Source organism: Vibrio bivalvicida (assembly GCF_001399455.2).
Classification (GTDB): Bacteria; Pseudomonadota; Gammaproteobacteria; order Enterobacterales; family Vibrionaceae; genus Vibrio; species Vibrio bivalvicida.
The window spans coordinates 1-20,066 of record NZ_LLEI02000039.1; the positions used below are offsets into that span (position 1 = coordinate 1).

Annotated in this window: 16 protein-coding genes; 12 read left to right on the top strand and 4 right to left on the bottom strand. The window is 45.0% G+C overall.

Annotation, left to right across the window (positions count from 1 at the left end; all coding sequences use genetic code 11):
* Positions 1-105: 105 nt before the first annotated feature.
* Positions 106-993, bottom strand: coding sequence for a carboxylating nicotinate-nucleotide diphosphorylase (gene nadC / locus APB76_RS14115; RefSeq protein WP_049845620.1), 888 nt, complete (start codon positions 991-993; stop codon positions 106-108).
* A gap of 131 nt (positions 994-1,124) precedes the next feature.
* Between nadC and ampD the strand changes: the two genes are divergently transcribed.
* A complete protein-coding gene (gene ampD, locus APB76_RS14120; RefSeq protein ID WP_054963590.1) occupies positions 1,125-1,670 on the top strand; it encodes a 1,6-anhydro-N-acetylmuramyl-L-alanine amidase AmpD in 546 nt (181 codons plus the stop codon).
* Positions 1,671-1,813: 143 nt separating this feature from the next.
* Here the strand turns inward: ampD and fldB are convergent, their stop codons facing one another.
* Positions 1,814-2,335 (bottom strand): flavodoxin FldB, encoded by a 522-nt coding sequence (gene fldB, locus APB76_RS14125; protein ID WP_054963589.1) that lies wholly within the window; start codon positions 2,333-2,335, stop codon positions 1,814-1,816.
* A 139-nt stretch (positions 2,336-2,474) separates the two neighbouring features.
* Between fldB and xerD the strand changes: the two genes are divergently transcribed.
* The 7 genes from xerD (at position 2,475) to lpdA (ending at position 13,538) form a co-directional block, all read left to right on the top strand.
* Entirely contained in the window at positions 2,475-3,395 is a 921-nt protein-coding gene (gene xerD, locus APB76_RS14130; RefSeq protein ID WP_054963588.1) for a site-specific tyrosine recombinase XerD, read from the top strand.
* 40 nt (positions 3,396-3,435) lie between these two features.
* Positions 3,436-4,182 carry a thioredoxin fold domain-containing protein gene (locus APB76_RS14135; RefSeq protein ID WP_049845624.1) on the top strand — a complete coding sequence of 249 codons (747 nt, stop codon included), beginning with the start codon at positions 3,436-3,438 and terminating at the stop codon, positions 4,180-4,182.
* Between the two features lie 67 nt (positions 4,183-4,249).
* Positions 4,250-5,989 (top strand): single-stranded-DNA-specific exonuclease RecJ, encoded by a 1,740-nt coding sequence (gene recJ, locus APB76_RS14140; protein ID WP_049845625.1) that lies wholly within the window; start codon positions 4,250-4,252, stop codon positions 5,987-5,989.
* A gap of 453 nt (positions 5,990-6,442) precedes the next feature.
* Positions 6,443-7,210: a pyruvate dehydrogenase complex transcriptional repressor PdhR gene (pdhR, locus tag APB76_RS14145; protein ID WP_004742610.1), complete on the top strand. Its 768-nt coding sequence runs from the start codon at positions 6,443-6,445 to the stop codon at positions 7,208-7,210.
* 56 nt (positions 7,211-7,266) lie between these two features.
* On the top strand, positions 7,267-9,930 hold the full coding sequence (aceE, locus tag APB76_RS14150; RefSeq protein ID WP_054963587.1) for a pyruvate dehydrogenase (acetyl-transferring), homodimeric type: 2,664 nt from the start codon (positions 7,267-7,269) through the stop codon (positions 9,928-9,930).
* A gap of 19 nt (positions 9,931-9,949) precedes the next feature.
* The gene (gene aceF / locus APB76_RS14155; RefSeq protein WP_054963586.1) at positions 9,950-11,842 is read left to right on the top strand and encodes a pyruvate dehydrogenase complex dihydrolipoyllysine-residue acetyltransferase; all 1,893 of its coding nucleotides are present in this window, start codon (positions 9,950-9,952) and stop codon (positions 11,840-11,842) included.
* A 268-nt stretch (positions 11,843-12,110) separates the two neighbouring features.
* Positions 12,111-13,538: a dihydrolipoyl dehydrogenase gene (gene lpdA / locus APB76_RS14160; RefSeq protein ID WP_049845628.1), complete on the top strand. Its 1,428-nt coding sequence runs from the start codon at positions 12,111-12,113 to the stop codon at positions 13,536-13,538.
* A 119-nt stretch (positions 13,539-13,657) separates the two neighbouring features.
* On the opposite strand, the gene APB76_RS14165 is transcribed toward lpdA, so the two are convergent.
* The gene (locus APB76_RS14165) at positions 13,658-14,278 is read right to left on the bottom strand and encodes a LuxR/HapR/OpaR family quorum-sensing transcriptional regulator (protein WP_049845629.1); all 621 of its coding nucleotides are present in this window, start codon (positions 14,276-14,278) and stop codon (positions 13,658-13,660) included.
* Positions 14,279-14,581: 303 nt separating this feature from the next.
* Between APB76_RS14165 and hpt the strand changes: the two genes are divergently transcribed.
* Positions 14,582-15,112 (top strand): hypoxanthine phosphoribosyltransferase, encoded by a 531-nt coding sequence (hpt, locus tag APB76_RS14170; RefSeq protein WP_049845630.1) that lies wholly within the window; start codon positions 14,582-14,584, stop codon positions 15,110-15,112.
* Between the two features lie 62 nt (positions 15,113-15,174).
* On the opposite strand, the gene can is transcribed toward hpt, so the two are convergent.
* A complete protein-coding gene (gene can, locus APB76_RS14175; RefSeq protein WP_049845631.1) occupies positions 15,175-15,843 on the bottom strand; it encodes a carbonate dehydratase in 669 nt (222 codons plus the stop codon).
* Between the two features lie 418 nt (positions 15,844-16,261).
* Between can and APB76_RS14180 the strand changes: the two genes are divergently transcribed.
* The 3 genes from APB76_RS14180 to APB76_RS14190 all read left to right on the top strand — a co-directional run bounded on the left by APB76_RS14180 (position 16,262) and on the right by APB76_RS14190 (position 19,788).
* Positions 16,262-17,932 (top strand): SulP family inorganic anion transporter, encoded by a 1,671-nt coding sequence (locus APB76_RS14180; protein ID WP_054963585.1) that lies wholly within the window; start codon positions 16,262-16,264, stop codon positions 17,930-17,932.
* Positions 17,933-18,098: 166 nt separating this feature from the next.
* The gene (locus APB76_RS14185) at positions 18,099-19,016 is read left to right on the top strand and encodes an ABC transporter ATP-binding protein (protein ID WP_049845736.1); all 918 of its coding nucleotides are present in this window, start codon (positions 18,099-18,101) and stop codon (positions 19,014-19,016) included.
* A 1-nt stretch (position 19,017) separates the two neighbouring features.
* Entirely contained in the window at positions 19,018-19,788 is a 771-nt protein-coding gene (locus APB76_RS14190; RefSeq protein WP_054963584.1) for an ABC transporter permease, read from the top strand.
* The last annotated feature ends 278 nt before the right edge of the window (positions 19,789-20,066 follow it).

Genomic DNA, 20,066 nt, shown 5'->3' on the forward strand with positions numbered 1-20,066 from the left:
AGCAAAAAATACCCTAATAAGAAAAAAGCCAGTCAGCTTAACTGACTGGCATTAGGCTTAAGCCTCTATTTTTATTTGGTAAAGCGTCTTCTTTGCTGCTGATAGCTACTTAAAGCGCATCGATAAATCCATCGCCTTTAGGTGTTTAGTTAGCGCGCCAACCGAGATATAGTCAACGCCAGTCTCAGCGTATTCACGGATAGTCTCTAGCGTGACATTACCTGAGTTTTCTAGCGCTGCGCGGCCTGCGTTAATTTTTACTGCTTCACGCATCATGTCGGTGGTGAAGTTGTCGAGCATGATGATGTCGGCACCTGCTTCAATCGCTTCTTGCAGTTCTTCAAGGCTCTCTGTTTCGACTTCAACCGGTTTTCCTGGGTTTAGCTCTTTGGCAGTCTTGATGGTTTGAGAAATACCACCGTTAGCAATAATGTGGTTCTCTTTGATTAGGTAAGCGTCAAACACACCAATACGATGGTTAAAACCACCACCACAGGCTACAGCATATTTAAGCGCGCTGCGCAGACCAGGAATGGTTTTACGCGTATCAAGTAGTCGACAACCTGTGCCCGCAATTTTCTCTGCGTATTGGGCAACAACAGTTGCGCAGCCAGAAAGAGTCTGGATAAAGTTCATCGCATTGCGTTCACCAGTAAGAAGAGCGCGAGATGGGCCTGATAGAGTACACAACACTTGGTTCGGCTCTACTTTATCGCCATCTTCTACATTCCACTCTATCTTTACTTCGCCGCCTAGCTGTTTAAATACTTCGTCAGCCCAAGCTTTGCCACAAAAAACACCATGTTCACGAGTGATAATGGTTGCTTCGTTGTGTGCATCTGCTGGAATTAGACTTGCGGTAATATCAGCGTCTGGGTCTAGAGTACCACCCAGATCTTCCTTGATGGTATCCGCGACAGCGCGGGATATCTCTAAGGGAAGTTGCTGTTTCAAATATTCGAGACGTTCTTGGCTATTGTGTGTGTTTTTCATCGCAAATCTAATACGCAGTTGGACAAGAGGTGGGCATGATACGCTGACTGAGTGTGAAATTCAGCCATTAATCTCGCATTTCATCGCCAAACGGATAAAATCAGAGAGTTAGTTATGATAATGAGCCGCTTATGATCGATGAAAATGGTTGGTACAACAAAGCTAGGCATGTACCTTCACCTTTTTTTGACCACAGAACAGACGCTACAGACATTTCTCTTTTGGTTGTGCATAACATCAGCTTACCGCCGGGTCAGTTTGGTGGTCCGTATATTGAACAGTTTTTTACTGGGCAACTAGACCCGAATGAACATCCGTTCTTTGAAGTGATCCATAATATGGGTGTTTCGGCTCATTGCTTGATCAGACGTGATGGGGAAGTGGTTCAGTTTGTGCCGTTTATTGCCAGAGCATGGCACGCAGGTGTCTCGAGCTTTGCGGGGCGAGATAAGTGCAATGACTACTCAATCGGAATTGAGCTAGAGGGCAGTGACTACGTTGCCTACACTGATGAGCAATACCAAGCGTTAACGGAGCTAACCAAGCAGATTCAAGTCAGTTACCCGAAAATCACTCTACCGCGCATTACTGGTCACCAGTACATTGCTCCACTGCGCAAAACCGATCCTGGGTTAGTGTTTGATTGGGGGAGGTTCAGAGACAGACTGCACCCTTAGGAACGCTGCGCTTCGAGAGTCGGGAACGGGCTTCGCCCTTCGAGAGTTATTCGTTCCCACATCCCGAATCCATAGCGAAGCGTTCCTAAATAAAAAGGATTGACACTTGGTGCCAATCCTTTAATTTTTCTCGCTTCTCGTTTTTACAGCGTCTCTTGATACTCGACCAAAATCTGCTCAACCCAAGTGGCGATACGTTCATCACTCAGTTCATATTGAGAGTCTTCATCAAGTGCTAGGCCGACAAATTTGCTGCCATCTTCGGTAAGTGCTTTTGAAGCTTCAAACTCGTAGTTGTTATCGTTAGGCCAGTAACCAACAAAGTTAGCTCCGGTCTTTTTCAGCTCGTGGTGCAAGAGTCCCATAGCATCCAGATACCACTCGCCATAGCCTTCTTGATCGCCTAAGCCGAATAGTGCAACGGTTTTGCCATTTAGCGATACGCCATCGATTTGAGCCCATAACTCATTCCAGTCTTCTTGGATCTCACCAAAATCCCAGGTCGAAATGCCGACAATTAGAAAATCATAATCTTCCATCAAAGAGAGTGGTGATTCTTTAACGTTGTGAATATCAACTAGGTCTTCACCGATGATAGCGCGGATTTTCTCTGCTGCCATTTCGGTATAACAAGTTGTTGAGCCGTAAAATAGACCGATTTTCATAGCATGGTTTTATATTTTGACAATTGATGGTGAATTCTAACCACAAAATGGCGAGCTTTGCAGCGAATATCCGCTTTTGAGATGAATTTTTATAGCTTTATTGCTTTGTGGCACTTACATTTGACCGCACAACGAAATTATGAGGTTTGCAGTGTCAGAACAATTGTCGCCTGATCAAGGGCTAGTTGAACAGTTTTTAGATGCTATGTGGTTAGAGCGCGGCTTGTCTGAAAACACCCTTGCATCATACCGAAACGATCTTTTTAAACTGCTACAGTGGATGACACTACACAACTACCGTCTCGATTTTATTAGCTTATCTGGGCTGCAAGCCTATCAAGGCTGGTTAGCTGATGAGGGGTATAAGCAAACTTCACGAGCAAGAATGTTGTCCGCGATTCGACGTCTGTTTCAGTATTTGCATCGTGAGAAAGTTCGCAGTGATGATCCGAGTGCGCTACTGGTAAGCCCAAAGCTACCGAAACGCTTGCCAAAAGATTTAACGGAAGATCAAGTGGATGCTTTGCTCAATGCACCTGATCCTAATAATCCAATGGAGCTGCGTGATAAAGCTATGTTAGAACTCTTATACGCGACGGGGTTGCGTGTGACGGAATTGGTTAGTTTGACGATGGAAAATGTCAGCTTGCGTCAGGGGGTGGTTCGGGTTACTGGTAAAGGTGGCAAAGAGCGTTTGGTACCAATGGGTGAAAATGCTGTTGATTGGATTGAAACTTTTATCCATCAAGGCAGGTCAGAGTTACTTGGGGAGACAACCTCTGATGTGGTATTTCCGAGTAAGCGAGCAAGACAAATGACTCGCCAAACGTTTTGGCATCGCATAAAACATTACGCAGTATTGGCAGGGATTGATACTGAATTACTCTCGCCCCATGTATTAAGGCATGCGTTTGCTACTCATTTGCTGAACTATGGTGCAGACTTGCGCGTGGTACAGATGCTGCTAGGGCATAGTGACTTGTCCACAACACAAATTTATACTCATGTAGCAACAGAGCGATTGAAACAGCTACACAGTGAACACCATCCAAGAGCCTAACCGCTCGTGGCTACAACTAAATCGATTTAAGGTGAATTGAATGAGCGTATTACGCCGAATGACTCTACTTACATTGCCACTTTTACTTGCTACACAAACTGTTTCGGCAGGCGATGTTAAATTTGATAAAGCACAGCTAGAAGAGCGTTTTGCCAAGCTAGGGTTAGAAGTAAAAGAGGTTGTTCCGGCAGAGATTGACGGCCTAATCGAAGTGCAAACCAGTGGCGGGGTATTGTTTGCTTCGCCAGATGGAGAATACTTTCTAGCGGGTACATTATACAAACTTGATTCAAGCGGTAAGTATGAAGACGTACTCGCTAAGCGCCAAGCGCCAATTAATGCGAAAAAAATAGAAGCCTTTAAAGATAGCATGATCGAGTTTAAGGCAGATAACGAGAAATATGTAGTAACTGTGTTTACTGATATTACTTGTGGCTACTGTGTACGTCTTCACAGCCAAATGAAAGGCTACAACGATTTGGGTATTACGGTTCGCTACATGGCTTACCCTAGACAAGGCGCAACAGGAACCGTTGCGGATCAAATGGCGACCATTTGGGGGGCTAAGGATCCTCAAGCAGCGATGCATAATGGCAAGGTGAATCGAGAGTTTCCTGAACAAAGTGAAGATTTCACTAAATATCAGCAGATTATCAAGCAACAATATACATTAGGTCGTGAGTTAGGCATTAGCGGTACGCCAGCGATCTTCTTGCCAAATGGTGAAATGGTCGGTGGCTACCTCCCGCCTGCTCAGTTAATTCAACGTTTAGAGCAAACGCAATAGCACTCTCTTCACCATTCCTCTTTTTGAGGAATGGTGTTCTCCTTCCTTTAGATGCTGCCATAAGATAATGATAGAAATCCAACGCCGTCCTGAACCTGATTTATCCCTACTTTCAATAGACTCTATCGCGCCATTACTTAAGCGTATTTATATCAGTCGTGGAATTACATCGCAGCAGCAGCTTGATACAACGGCGCGCGCACTGCATTCGTACCAAAAGCTGCATGGTATTGACGCCGCAGTTGAACTGTTATTTGAATCTATTCAACATAATAAGCGAATTATTATTGTTGGTGACTTTGATGCTGATGGAGCGACAAGTTCAGCGCTGTCGGTATTAGCACTGCGCATGCTTGGCTCAAACAATGTCGATTACCTAGTGCCAAATCGTTTTGAAGACGGCTATGGCCTTAGCCCTGAAGTGGTAGACCAGGCGATTGAAATTGGTGCTGAAGTGATTATGACGGTCGACAATGGCGTCTCTTCAATTGAAGGGGTACGTTATGCCAAACAGCAAGGCTTAAAGGTACTAGTGACCGACCACCATTTGCCGGGGCATGAACTACCAACCGTAGATGCTATGGTTAACCCTAATCTGCAAGAGTGTGCGTTTCCATCAAAAGCGCTGGCAGGTGTTGGTGTTGCGTTCTATTTGATGATGGCGCTGTGTGTTCATATGCGCAAAATAGGTTGGTTTGCCAAGCAAGGGATGACAGAGCCTAAGTTGATGGAGCTGATTGATTTAGTTGCACTAGGTACGGTAGCGGATGTAGTGCCGCTGGACGAAAACAACCGTATTTTGGTTCATCAAGGCTTGCAACGTATCCGCGCGGGCAAAGCACGCCCGGGGATTCAAGCTCTAATTGAAGTGGCCAAGCGAGATTCCCGTCGACTGGTTGCTTCTGATTTCGGGTTTGCTTTAGGGCCGCGCATTAATGCTGCTGGTCGTTTGGATGATATGTCCTTTGGTGTCGAGCTATTGATGGCCAATAACATTCATGCAGCACGTCGTATGGCGAGTGAATTAGATGGGTTAAACCAGACACGCAAAGAAATTGAAGAGGGCATGAAGCAAGAGGCGATGGCTTTTTGTGAGCGTCTGCAGTTCGGCGAGCAAGATATGCCTCATGGTCTCGTGCTTTTTCAGCGTGATTGGCATCAAGGCGTAATAGGTATCTTGGCATCACGCATCAAAGAAAAGTTTCATCGCCCAGTCATTGCATTTGCTGACGGTGGTGAAGGTACGATTAAAGGTTCATGCCGTTCAATCCCTGGTTTGCATATGCGTGACACCTTAGATCGCATCGATACGCAAAACCCAGGTTTGATACTCAAATTCGGTGGACACGCGATGGCAGCGGGTCTGACCGTATTGGAGAAAGATTTTGAGCGCTTTTCTAAATTATTTGATGAGGCAGTGAAGCAGGACTTGGACGACGCGGCACTTAAAGGTGTTATTTTGTCTGATGGCGAATTAAAGCCTGAAGAGTTCTCTATGCATGTCGCTGAGATGCTTCGTGCTGGTGGACCTTGGGGCCAAGCTTTCCCTGAGCCGCTGTTTGATGGTGAATTTAAAGTGCTTCATCAGAAGCTGGTTGGGGAAAAGCACCTGAAACTTATGCTAGAACCTCTGCATAAAGGTCATCCAACTAATATCATGATTGATGGTATTGCATTTAACGTTGATCTGCGTCGCTGGCCTGATGCCTCGGTGAAAACTGTTCGTTTAGCATACAAGCTCGATATTAACGAGTTTCGTGGCAATCAGTCGCTGCAACTGATGATTGATCATATCGAGGCTAAATAGAGTACGGCATAGCCCTACAGAACGCGTTGCTCCGAGATCGGGCTTCGCCCTTCGAAAAAGGGAGGATTTAGCGAAGTGGTTGACGGCGCTTTTTACTAGAGGGGTATAATCAATCCCGCATCCCGCATCCCGCATCCCGCATCCCGCATCCCGCATCCCGCATCCCGCAACTTCCCATCTTTCACGACATATTCTGTTCATATTCCTTTAAAACTAACCAATTAAACTGTGATACCTAGCACGGTTTATTCCCATCTGTTTATATTTTGTAATTGGTCAGACCAATTTGATTGCTGTTTTAATCAGCTATTGTTATCAAAGTGTTGATGCAAGGCTTGTTCTATGATTTGGGTCAATTTTTGTCTGGAACTTGCGTTTTATTTATGTTAATTTTCTCGCCAACTTAAAATTGGTAATACCAATTGACTGCAAAAGAGTAGAAGAAAAACAACTATGGCTTATCAAAGGATTCGTCAGCCAAAACTTTCTGATGTGATTGAACAAGAGTTAGAAAGGCTGATTGTGGAAGGAACATTGTCTCCGGGGCAACAATTGCCGCCTGAGCGAGAACTGGCAAAACAGTTTGATGTTTCCCGTCCTTCAATCCGAGAAGCGATACAGCGTTTAGAAGCGAAACGTCTTCTTACTCGTCGTCAGGGTGGTGGCACTTTTGTTAGCGAGAACATCTGGACCAGCTTTTCAGATCCTCTGCTAAATTTATTGTCTAGCCACTCCGAAACTCAGCTGGATTTGCTGGAAACGCGTCATGCGATGGAAGGTATAGCCGCTTACTTTGCAGCAGTTCGTGGTACCGAGGAAGACTTCGCTCGTATTCAGGCTTGCCTGAAAAACATCAGTGAAGAGCAAACTAAGAAGAATGTCGAAGCAGAATCAGCTGCGGTTATGCAGTTTTTGATCGCTTTAACCGAAGCTGCCCATAACGTGGTACTTCTGCACATTGTTCGCAGCCTTGCACCTTTGCTAGAGCAGAATGTTTTGCAGAATTTAAAGCTCTTACATCGCCGCGATGAAGTGGTCGAAAAAGTAAGTAAACACCGAGCTAATATCGTGGATGCGATTGTTTCAGGTCAGCCAGAAAAGGCGCGTGAAATGTCTCACTCACACTTAGCTTACATTGAAGAAACATTGTTGGATTTGACTCGTGAAGAGTCGCGCAGAGAACGCTCTTTGCGTCGAATTCAACAAGGTAACGATTCTTAAAACAAGAAACGGTTACTTTAAATAAGTAGATCCAACCAATAGAAGGATAGATCGCCATGTCTGATATGAAGCATGACGTAGATGCACTGGAAACTCAAGAATGGCTACAAGCACTTGAGTCAGTTGTACGTGAAGAAGGTGTAGAACGAGCTCAATACTTGCTAGAGCAAGTTCTAGACAAAGCACGTCTAGACGGTGTTGATATGCCAACAGGTATCACAACGAACTACATCAACACGATTCCTGCAGATCAAGAACCAGCTTACCCAGGTGACACAACTCTTGAGCGCCGTATTCGTTCCATCATCCGTTGGAACGCAATCATGATCGTTCTACGTGCATCTAAGAAAGACCTAGAACTAGGCGGCCACATGGCGTCTTTCCAGTCTTCTGCTGCATTCTACGAAGTATGTTTCAACCACTTCTTCCGTGCTCCAAATGAGACGGACGGTGGCGATCTAGTATACTACCAAGGTCACATCTCACCAGGTATCTACTCTCGTGCATTCGTTGAAGGTCGTCTAACTGAAGATCAGCTAGATAACTTCCGCCAAGAAGTAGACGGTAAAGGTATTCCATCATATCCGCACCCTAAACTGATGCCTGAGTTCTGGCAGTTCCCGACAGTTTCTATGGGTTTAGGTCCAATCTCTGCGATCTACCAAGCGCGTTTCCTTAAGTACCTAGACGGTCGTGGTATGAAAGATACTTCGGCTCAACGTGTATATGCGTTCCTAGGTGACGGTGAGATGGATGAGCCAGAATCACGTGGTTCACTATCTTTCGCAGCGCGTGAGAAGCTAGACAACCTATGTTTCCTAGTTAACTGTAACCTTCAGCGTCTAGATGGCCCTGTAATGGGTAACGGTAGCATCATCCAAGAGCTAGAAGGCCTATTCAAAGGTGCTGGCTGGAATGTTGTTAAAGTTATCTGGGGTAGTAACTGGGATGCATTACTTGCTAAAGATACGTCTGGCAAGCTTCTACAGCTAATGAACGAAACTGTAGATGGTGACTACCAAACCTTTAAATCTAAAGACGGTGCTTACGTACGTGAACACTTCTTTGGTAAGTACCCAGAGACAGCTGCACTAGTTGCAGATATGACTGATGACGAAATCTTCGCACTTAAGCGTGGTGGTCACGAGTCTTCTAAGCTGTACGCAGCATACAAAAACGCGGCAGAAACTAAAGGTCGTCCAACAGTAATCCTAGCTAAGACTGTTAAAGGTTACGGTATGGGTGAAGCGGCTGAAGGTAAGAACATCGCGCACCAAGTTAAGAAGATGGACATGACTCACGTACTACACCTACGTGATCGTCTAGGTCTTCAAGACATCCTAACTGACGATGCGGTTAAAGAGCTTCCGTACCTGAAACTTGAAGAAGGTTCTGCGGAATACGATTACCTACACGCTCGTCGTAAAGAACTAAAAGGTTACACGCCACAGCGTCTACCTAAGTTCACTCAAGAATTCAAAGTACCTGAGCTAGAAGAGTTCGCACCGCTACTAAGTGAGCAAAAGCGTGATATCTCTACAACTATGGCTTACGTTCGTACGCTTAACATCCTGCTCAAGAATAAGAACATTGGTAAGAACATCGTTCCTATCATCTGTGATGAAGCACGTACGTTTGGTATGGAAGGTCTATTCCGTCAGATCGGTATCTACAACCCACACGGTCAGGAATACACGCCAGAAGATAAAGGCATCGTTTCTTACTACAAAGAAGCGACATCTGGTCAGGTTCTACAAGAAGGTATCAACGAGCTAGGCTCAATGGCTTCTTGGGTTGCTGCTGCGACATCTTACAGCACTAACGATCTACCAATGATTCCATTCTACATCTACTACTCAATGTTTGGTTTCCAACGCGTAGGCGATATGGCATGGATGGCGGGTGACCAACAAGCTCGTGGCTTCCTACTAGGTGCTACTGCTGGTCGTACAACGCTAAACGGTGAAGGTCTACAGCACGAAGATGGTCACTCGCACATCATGGCGAACACAGTACCTAACTGTATCTCTTACGATCCAACATTCGCTTACGAAGTTGCAGTTATCATGCAAGATGGTATCCGTCGCATGTACGGTGAGAACCAAGAGAACGTATTCTACTACCTAACCGTGATGAACGAAAACTACGCAATGCCAGCAATGCCAGAAGGCGCTGAAGAAGGCATCCGTAAGGGTATCTACAAGCTTGAGTCTTACGCTGGTGACAAGTCTAAAGTTCAGCTAATGGGCTCTGGTACTATCATGAACGAAGTACGTAAAGCAGCGACTATCCTAAGCGAAGAGTACGGCATTGCTTCTGACGTGTTCTCTGTAACCTCGTTCAACGAGCTTACTCGTGACGGCCAAGCGGTAGAGCGTGACAATATGCTGCACCCAGAAGCTGACGCAAAAGTTCCTTACATCGCACAAGTGATCGGCAGCGAGCCAGCAATTGCAGCGACTGACTACATGAAGAACTACGCAGAACAAGTTCGTGCGTTCATGCCTTCTGAGTCTTACAAGGTACTGGGTACAGATGGCTTTGGTCGTTCAGACAGCCGAGAAAACCTACGTCGTCACTTTGAAGTGAACGCAGGTTACGTTGTTGTAGCAGCGCTAACTGAACTGGCTAAGCGTGGAGATGTTGAGAAATCAGTAGTTGTTGAAGCGATTGCTAAATTCGACATCGACACTGAAAAAACTAACCCGCTATACGCTTAATTAAGAAGGTAAATAAGAAATGGCAATCGAAATTAATGTACCAGACATCGGTGCGGATGAGGTTGAAGTTACTGAAATTCTTGTAAGCGTTGGCGACAAGGTTGAAGAAGAGCAGTCTCTTATCACAGTTGAAGGCGATAAAGCTTCTATGGAAGTTCCTGCATCTCAAGCGGGTATCGTTAAAGAAATCAAAGTTGCTGAAGGCGACTCAGTTTCTACTGGTTCTCTTATTATGATCTTCGAAGCCGAGGGTGCAGTTGACGCTGCACCTGCTACGGCAGAGGCTGCACCAGCAGCGGCTCCAGCTCCAGCAGCCCCTTCTGTTGCAAGTGAACTGAAAGAAGTTCACGTACCAGATATCGGTGGCGATGAAGTTGAAGTGACTGAAATCATGGTTGCAGTTGGCGACAGCATTGAAGAAGAGCAATCTCTTCTAACGGTTGAAGGCGACAAAGCTTCTATGGAAGTACCTGCACCATTCGCTGGTACTCTAAAAGAGATCAAAGTAGCAGCAGGCGATAAAGTTACGACTGGCTCGCTAATCATGGTATTCGAAGTAGCAGGCTTTGGCGCTCCAGCGGCACCTGCAGCAGTAGAAGCTCCAGTGGCAGCGGCTCCAGCAGCATCAGCAGCGAAAGAAGTTAACGTTCCTGATATCGGCGGTGACGAAGTTGAAGTAACTGAGATCATGGTTGCAGTTGGCGATACGGTGGAAGAAGAGCAATCTCTAATCACTGTTGAAGGTGACAAAGCGTCAATGGAAGTTCCTGCTCCATTTGCTGGTATAGTTAAAGAGATCAAGATTGCAGCAGGCGACAAAGTGTCGACTGGCTCGCTAATCATGGTCTTCGAAGTGGCGGGTGCAGCACCTGCTCCAGCAGCAGCCCCAGCTCAAGCGGCGGCACCTGCAGCAGCACCAGCTCCTAAAGCAGAAGCTCCAACTGGTTCTGCATCAACTGGCGACTTCCAAGAGAACGGTGACTACGCACATGCATCTCCAGTTGTTCGTCGTCTAGCGCGTGAATTTGGCGTTAACCTGTCTAAGGTTAAAGGTACTGGTCGTAAGAGCCGTATCCTGAAAGAAGACGTTCAAGCTTACGTTAAAGATGCACTTAAGCGCCTTGAGTCTGGCGCAGCAGCATCCGGTAAAGGCGGTGACGGCTCTGCGCTTGGTCTGCTTCCTTGGCCAAAAATTGACTTCAGCAAGTTCGGCGAAACTGAAGTTCAGAAGCTTTCTAAGATCAAGAAGATCTCTGGTGCTAACCTACACCGTAACTGGGTAATGATCCCTCACGTTACACAGTGGGATAACGCAGACATCACTGAACTAGAAGCATTCCGTAAAGAACAGAACGCAATCGAAGCGAAGAAAGATACTGGGATGAAGATCACTCCATTAGTGTTCATCATGAAAGCAGTAGCGAAAGCGCTAGAAGCGTTCCCTGCGTTTAACTCTTCTCTTTCTGAAGATGGCGAAAGCATCATTCTTAAGAAGTACGTGAATGTAGGTATCGCAGTAGATACGCCAAATGGTCTAGTTGTTCCTGTATTTAAAGACGTGAACAAGAAAGGCATCTACGAGCTATCTGAAGAGCTAATGGCTGTGTCTAAGAAAGCACGTGCAGGTAAGCTAACTGCGGCTGACATGCAAGGCGGTTGTTTCACAATCTCAAGCCTTGGCGGTATCGGTGGTACTGCATTTACACCAATCGTAAATGCGCCAGAAGTTGGTATCCTAGGTGTATCTAAGTCTGAAATGAAGCCTGTGTGGAACGGCAAAGAGTTCGAACCACGTCTACAGCTTCCACTATCTCTATCATACGACCACCGTGTGATTGATGGTGCTGAAGGTGCGCGTTTCATTACGTTCCTAAATGGTGCGCTATCAGACATTCGTCGTCTAGTTCTTTAATTAAAGATTGGATGATTTAGAGGCGGCATTAGAGCCGCCTCTACTACTAATAATTATCAGACAATTTGAATGCAGACCTTAGAGTCAATAAGGTTTTCACAAGCGAATTGTTGTCTAGCTCACAGGCTAAATTGATTTACTTTTCACACCATTAACATCTCTGTAAACTGATGGCGGTCTGAAAACAATTGTTTAAAATAAACTGACTTGAACATATAGAATCAATACCCACTCAGCCTGTTAGGGATAATGACTACAAGAGGTCAAAATGAGCAAAGAAATTAAAGCCCAAGTAGTAGTACTTGGTGCAGGTCCTGCTGGTTACTCTGCCGCTTTCCGTTGTGCAGATTTAGGTCTAGAAACTGTACTTATCGAGCGTTACAGCACTCTTGGTGGTGTGTGTCTAAACGTGGGTTGTATCCCATCTAAAGCACTACTTCACGTATCTAAAGTTATCGAAGAAGCAAAAGCACTTGCTGATCACGGTATCGTATTTGGTGAACCGCAAACGGATATCGACAAGATCCGTAAGTGGAAAGAGAAGGTTATTAACCAACTAACTGGCGGTCTTGGCGGTATGGCTAAGATGCGTAAAGTGAATGTGGTTAACGGTTTTGGTAAATTCACTGGCCCTAACACTATCGAAGTGGAAGGTGAAGAAGGCAAAACTGTTGTCAACTTCGACAACGCAATCGTTGCAGCGGGTTCTCGCCCAATCAAACTACCATTTATCCCACATGAAGACCCACGTATTTGGGACTCTACTGACGCTCTAGAGCTGAAGGAAGTACCAGGCAAACTGCTAATCATGGGTGGTGGCATCATCGGTCTAGAAATGGGTACGGTTTACCACTCTCTAGGTTCTCAAATCGATGTAGTTGAAATGTTCGACCAAGTTATCCCGGCAGCGGATAAAGATATCGTCAAAGTTTACACTAAGCGTATCAAGAACAAGTTCAACCTAATGCTAGAAACGAAAGTAACAGCTGTTGAAGCGAAAGAAGACGGTATCTACGTTTCAATGGAAGGCAAGAAAGCACCAGCAGAAGCTGAGCGCTACGATGCTGTTCTTGTTGCTATCGGTCGTGTACCAAACGGCCAACTTCTTGATGCAGAAAAAGCGGGTCTAGAAGTAGACGAGCGCGGCTTCATCAACGTTGACAAGCAAATGCGTACTAACGTTCCTCACATCTTTGCTATCGGTGATATCGTTGGTCAACCAATGCTTGCTCACAAAGGTGTGCATGAAGGTCATGTTGCTGCTGAAGTTATTGCTGGTAAGAAGCACTACTTCGACCCTAAAGTTATTCCTTCAATTGCTTACACTGAGCCAGAAGTGGCATGGGTTGGTAAGACAGAGAAAGAAGCGAAAGCGGAAGGCATCAACTACGAAACTGCAACCTTCCCATGGGCTGCTTCAGGCCGTGCAATCGCCTCTGATTGTGCAGATGGTATGACTAAGCTTATCTTCGACAAAGAGACACACCGTGTAATTGGTGGTGCTATCGTTGGTACTAACGGTGGTGAACTACTGGGTGAAATCGGTCTGGCAATCGAGATGGGCTGTGATGCTGAAGATATTGCGCTGACAATCCACGCTCACCCAACTCTACACGAGTCTGTAGGTCTAGCGGCAGAAGTGTTTGAAGGTACAATCACTGACCTTCCAAACCCTAAAGCGAAAAAGAAGAAGTAATCAACTCTTCTATCTGAATCCAAAAAACCGCTGAGCTTTCTCAGCGGTTTTTTTGTGCTTTAAATAACAAAGCCTGCTCAATGATGAGCAGGCTTTGTATGCGTCAGGCTTAATTTAGGTTACGCGTTTTTCGCGTGTTTGTAGATGCAAAGCATGTCTAAGTAGCTTTCTGTTAGCTTCTTCATACCTGTTTCATCTTGTGTACGGTTTGCTTGAACAAACAGTGAGTAGAAGATGCCGTGGAAAAGAGTCGCCAGCTCGGCAGGCTCGTGCTCCTCACACACCTCGCCACGTTCAACTGCTTTAACAAACATATTTTGCACCAACAGTTGGTTGGTACGGTTTGTTGAAACAAACAGTGGCCATACTTCGTCACGAGTTGATGCGCTCCACTCAAACCACACTTTAAGCCAGTGGCAATCGTTGAGTACTAATTCAACCATCGCTGAAGTTAGGTTATTTAGGTTCTCTTTCGCATGAATATCTAAATCGATATTGTCAGATAGGAAGTTAGAGAATTGACGAACAACGTAGTTTAGAACGTCATCAACTAAATCTTCACGAGTAGGGAAGTAGTTGAAGACAGTCGCAACAGAAACTTGAGCAATCTCTGCAATGTCAGCATGACCACCGCGGCCGATGCCACGACGAGCGAACACTTCCAGTGCGATTTCCATTAGTTGCTGTTTTCGTTTTTGCGGTGAAAGACGCGTACGCGGTCTTTTAGCAATAGAGTCCATAGTTAATTTCCTTGCCAAATGAGTTGTTTATATTTGTTTGGGCTTTTTGCCCTATTTATTAGATTATAATTTGCTGACGCCCTATGAGTGTAATGGTGCATATGATTAAGGTCAACGGTTTCAGACTATTTTATAATCACTTTTGTTAATATCGTGCTAAAGATCAATAAGAAATAACCTTGCGTTGCATGAATTATTTAGGCAAACGTTTTTCCTTGCTGCAGGCTGGTGGTAAACTACGCGCCTAAATCTTGAGTGACTATAATTACGCTCTATACAGCTAACGTGAAAAACGAGATTGGTATGAAACATACAGTAGAAGTAATGATTTCTGAGCAGGAAGTCAGTGAACGAGTTAACGAGTTAGGCAAGCAAATTAGCGAGCATTACGAAGGTAGCGAAGATCTCGTCCTCGTAGGCCTATTGCGCGGTTCATTTGTGTTTATGGCTGATCTAGCTCGTAAAATCGACTTGACGCACCAGGTGGATTTCATGACTGCTTCTAGCTACGGCAATACAATGGAAAGCTCACGCGATGTTCGTATCCTGAAAGACCTTGATGATGATATTAAAGGTAAAGATGTACTGCTCGTTGAAGATATCATCGATACTGGCAACACGTTGAATAAAGTCAAAGAGATCCTTAGTCTTCGTGAACCTAGATCGATTGAGATCTGTACATTACTCGACAAGCCTTCTCGTCGTGAAGTTGAGGTAGGGGTAAAGTGGATTGGCTTTGAGATCCCAGATGAGTTTGTTGTCGGTGTAGGTATCGATTACGCACAAAAATACCGTCACCTACCGTACATTGGTAAAGTGGTTCCTCAAGAATAATGCAACTGTAGATGCATGCAAAAACGCCCGCAAGTTTGCGGGCGTTTGTTTATCTTAGGTGGTTAGCGACACAGAAGTTTATGGTGTGGGTTGAGGACACTTTCCATCGCTTTTTGATAAGAGCTCTCTACGCTTTCACGAGAGTTAGAACGAGCACCTAGGTATTCTAATTTTCCATCACCAATACCGTAGACAACACCATGTATTTCGATATCTTGCCCGCGTTCCCAGGCATTTTGCATAATCGTCGAATTGGCTAAGTTGTAGACTTGTTCTACCACGTTGATTTCACCTAGCTTATCTGCACGATCTTGTTCTGGCATTGCTTCGAGATAATTGCGGTGCTTAAAGAAAAGATCGCGAATATGCAGCAACCAGTTGTTGATTAAACCTAGTTGAGGATTATCAATGGCGGCTTTGACACCACCACAGCCATAGTGACCACAAACTATGATGTGTTTTACTTTCAACACATCGACAGCGTATTGTACGACTGATAGGCAGTTAAGGTCGGTATGAATCACCTGGTTAGCAACGTTACGGTGAACAAAAAGCTCGCCAGAGTAGAGTCCCGTTAATCGCTCAGCAGGTACTCGGCTATCTGAACAACCGATCCAGAGAAACCCTGGGCTTTGTCCTTGTTCCAGTTTGGTAAAGTATTCAGGGTGCTCTGCCTTGATTGACTCTGACCATTTCGAATTGTTCTCAAATAACTGTTTAATTTCCGGCATCTTACTCACAACCCTTAAAAAAAATCTTTCATCACTATACACAATGTTACAATTTCGTTCCTGTCAAAATTAGGTGAAATGGTACTCATCTGACGTGTTTGAGCGCCAAAAATCATAAACTTAGCCGCTATCCTAACTAATGGTTATAACGTATGAGCGATGAGATGTAATTAACACTTATCTCTTACAAGTAACATTTGTTAAAGTGATGAAATTGGCTACATTTCGCAGCAATTTACTTACATTTCGCGTAAATTTTAGCTACAAAAACTAAGGTTATTCCTTTCTGCTTCTCTCAGTAATCAGAATAACTTAAAACCAGTATGTTGTGATCAAGTTCAGAGGAACCTGTCGTTCTAAGTAAAGTTGTAGGCGCAGCAATCTCTGAGCAATGACATGTGAGACATGGAGTAAAGTTTTGTTTTTTAGTCGTTTTGAAGATATGAATCTCAAAGGAGATTTATTTGGTGGTGTCACCACGGCTATTATCTCTTTGCCTTTGGCGTTAGCCTTTGGTGTGGCTTCGGGTGCAGGAGCTGAAGCGGGTTTGTGGGGCGCGATCATGGTGGGTCTGTTCGCTGCTCTGTTTGGTGGGTCAAATACACTAATCTCTGAGCCTACCGGTCCAATGACCGTTATCATGACCGCGGTGTTGACTAGCATGATGACTAAGTATCCTGAAACGGGGATGGCGATGACCTTTACTGTGGTCATGATGGCTGGGGCATTTCAGGTTTTATTAGGGACACTAAAGTTAGGAAAATACGTAACTTTGATGCCATATAGCGTAATTTCTGGCTTTATGTCGGGAATTGGCGTTATCTTGATTATCCTCCAGATATCCCCTTTGCTTGGACAAGCGGCTCCCGCAGGCGGTGTGATGGGCACTTTGTCAGCGATTCCAGATATTATCGCCAACATGAAGTTTAGCGAGCTCTTTCTCGGGCTTTTAACGCTAGGTATTCTATTTCTCTTTCCTAAAAAGTACCGCCGCTATGTACCAGCCCAGCTCGTCGCCTTAGTTGCGGTCACCTTGCTATCAGTCATTATTTTCGATACAGATTCTATTCGCCGTATTGGGGAAATTCCTGCGGGATTACCATCACTTGTTATTCCGCATATCGACGCCGCGATGTTCACAGAGATGGTTATAGATGCTTTAGTACTTGGTACATTAGGCTGCATTGATACCTTGTTGACAGCAGTTATCGGTGATTCCTTAACACGCAAGGAGCATGACTCTGACAAAGAGCTGCGTGGCCAAGGTTTGGCGAACATTATCTCTGGCCTGTTTGGTGCGCTACCGGGTGCTGGAGCGACCATGGGCACAGTGACCAACATACAAGTTGGCGCTCGCTCGCCGCTTTCAGGAGTTGTCCGTGCACTGATGCTTGCTCTGGTTGTACTGGTTGCAGGTGGGTTGACCGAACCTATCCCAATGGCTGTACTAGCGGGCATTGCGGTGTACGTGGGCTTTAATATCCTAGACTGGAGCTTTATCCAACGTGCTCACAAGGTTAGCTTTGCGGGTATGGCCGTGATGTACGGCGTAATGCTGCTGACGGTATTCGTTGATTTGATTGTGGCTGTTGGCCTTGGTGTCTTTATTTCCAACATCATTATCATTGAGCGGCTAAGTCGTGAACAGGCTCGTCAGGTTAAAGCTATCAGTGATGCCGATGAAGATGATGTGCCGCTAACCGACAGTGAACGCGGGTTGCTTGATATGGCGAATGGTAAGGTGCTGTTCTTTTATCTTTCTGGGCCAATGATCTTCAGCGTTTCAAAAGCGATTTCTCGGCAACATACCAGTATTTCAGATTATGAAGTGATGATCTTAGATCTGACCGATGTGCCAATGATTGACGTGACGGTTGGCTTGGCTCTTGAGAATGCCATAAAAGATGCACTCGATGCGAGCTGCCAAGTTTATTTGCTATGCCCAAATGAAAAAACTCGACAGCAGCTAGAGAAATTCCATGTGATAGATTTGGTTCCTCAAGACAATACGTTCAAGTTCCGCTACGAAGCACTTAGAGCGGCAGTTAAGCATGTTGATACCGACGAGTATCAGTTAGAAGCTGTATAAACAACGAGTTATTAAGATATCTAACGCCACTAGAGGCAACCCTAGTGGCGTTTTTTGTCTTGATAAAATTCATTTCCAAACTATTCGAAAGGTTTAATTGTAATCATCGTTATTCAACGATAAACTGATTTACAAATAAGATGTAGCAATGGCAATCGTAAATAATATGTATGCATTAGAAATTGAGCAGCTGCGTAAAACCTATGCTGGTGGGTTTGAAGCGCTTAAAGGCATTAGTTTAAATGTCGCCCAAGGGGATTTTTATGCCTTGCTTGGGCCAAACGGAGCTGGTAAGTCCACTACCATAGGTGTTATCTCTTCGCTGGTGAACAAGACTTCAGGCCAAGTTAAGGTGTTTGGCTATGACATCGACAAAGATTTAGAACTAGCCAAGCAAAATCTTGGCTTAGTACCGCAAGAATTTAACTTTAACCAGTTTGAAACCGTAGAACAGATTGTTCTGCAACAAGCGGGTTATTACGGTGTTTCTAAGATACTTGCTAAAGAAAGAGCCCAAAAGTATCTAACTAAGCTCGATCTTTGGGGAAAACGTAGTGAGCGTGCGAGAAATCTTTCTGGTGGTATGAAGCGCCGTTTGATGATCGCCCGCGCGCTCATGCATGAACCACAACTGCTTATTCTCGATGAACCGACTGCTGGAGTTGATATCGAGTTGCGTCGCTCAATGTGGGAGTTCTTGAAAGAGATCAACTCACAGCAAGGTATCACCATCATCTTAACCACCCATTACCTAGAAGAAGCTGAAATGCTGTGTCGTAACATAGGTATCATCAATAAAGGTGAGCTGATTGAAAACACGACGATGAAGGATCTGCTCGGCAAACTCCATGTTGAGACTTTTATCCTCGACTTAGCGGAAGGTAGCCCAGAACCTCAATTGTCTGGTGTAAATAGCCAGACATTTACCAACGGGTCTTTGGAGATTGAGATTGAAAAAACAGAAGGTTTGAATGCGATCTTTACTCAACTTACCGAGCAAGGTGTGCAAGTACTTTCGATGCGTAACAAGGCCAACCGATTGGAAGAGTTGTTTGTCAGTATCGTCAATGAAGGAGGACAGTAGAATGTATCATCTATACTGGACCGCCTTTTGTAGCCTGCTGACAAAAGAAGTCAATCGTTTTACTCGTATTTGGGTTCAGACTCTGGTCCCACCAGCGATTACCATGACGCTGTACTTCATTATCTTTGGTAGCTTAATTGGCTCACGCATTGGTGAGATGAACGGCTTTAGCTACATGGAATATATTGTGCCGGGCCTTATTATGATGTCGGTGATCACTAACTCATACTCGAATGTCGCTTCTTCGTTTTTTAGCTCAAAATTTCAAAAGAACATTGAAGAGCTATTGGTTGCGCCAGTGCCTAACTATGTGATCATTTTAGGCTATGTGATGGGCGGTGTTGTACGTGGTTTACTGGTTGGCACGATAGTGACTTTCGTATCGTTATTCTTTGTTGATCTTCAAGTGGAACATTGGGGGATTATTATTGCGACTGTGTTTATGACTTCTGTTGTGTTCTCCCTCGGCGGATTGATCAACGCGGTGTTTGCCAAAACCTTTGACGATATTTCAATTATCCCAACTTTCGTCTTAACGCCGTTAACGTATTTGGGTGGTGTGTTCTACTCAATCAGTTTATTGCCTGAGTTTTGGCAAGGCGTGTCAAAGATCAACCCGATCGTTTACATGGTTAATGCATTCCGTTATGGATTCTTAGGTGTATCTGATGTGGGGATTGTGACTTCGTTTAGTGTGCTTGGGGTGTTTGTTATCGCTTTGTATGCTGTGGCTCATTACCTAGTGACACGTGGGATTGGACTGCGTAGTTAGCAACGGACTGCGTTCTAGAGATAGGGCTGCGCCGCGAGAATCGAGAACGGGCTTCGCCCTTTGGGGTTAATCGTCATTCCCTAGACTGACGAAGGAAGGAGTAGGGAATCTCTTACAGCGAGTCGGTAGCTTGATGAGATCCCCAACTCGTTCGTTCCTCACTTTTGAGGATGATCGTAAAAAACAAAAAGGGTTGATACTTTCATATCAACCCTTCAAACTTTTCTCGCTTCTCGCTTCTCGCTTCTCGCTTCTCGCTTCTCGCTTCTCGCTTCTCG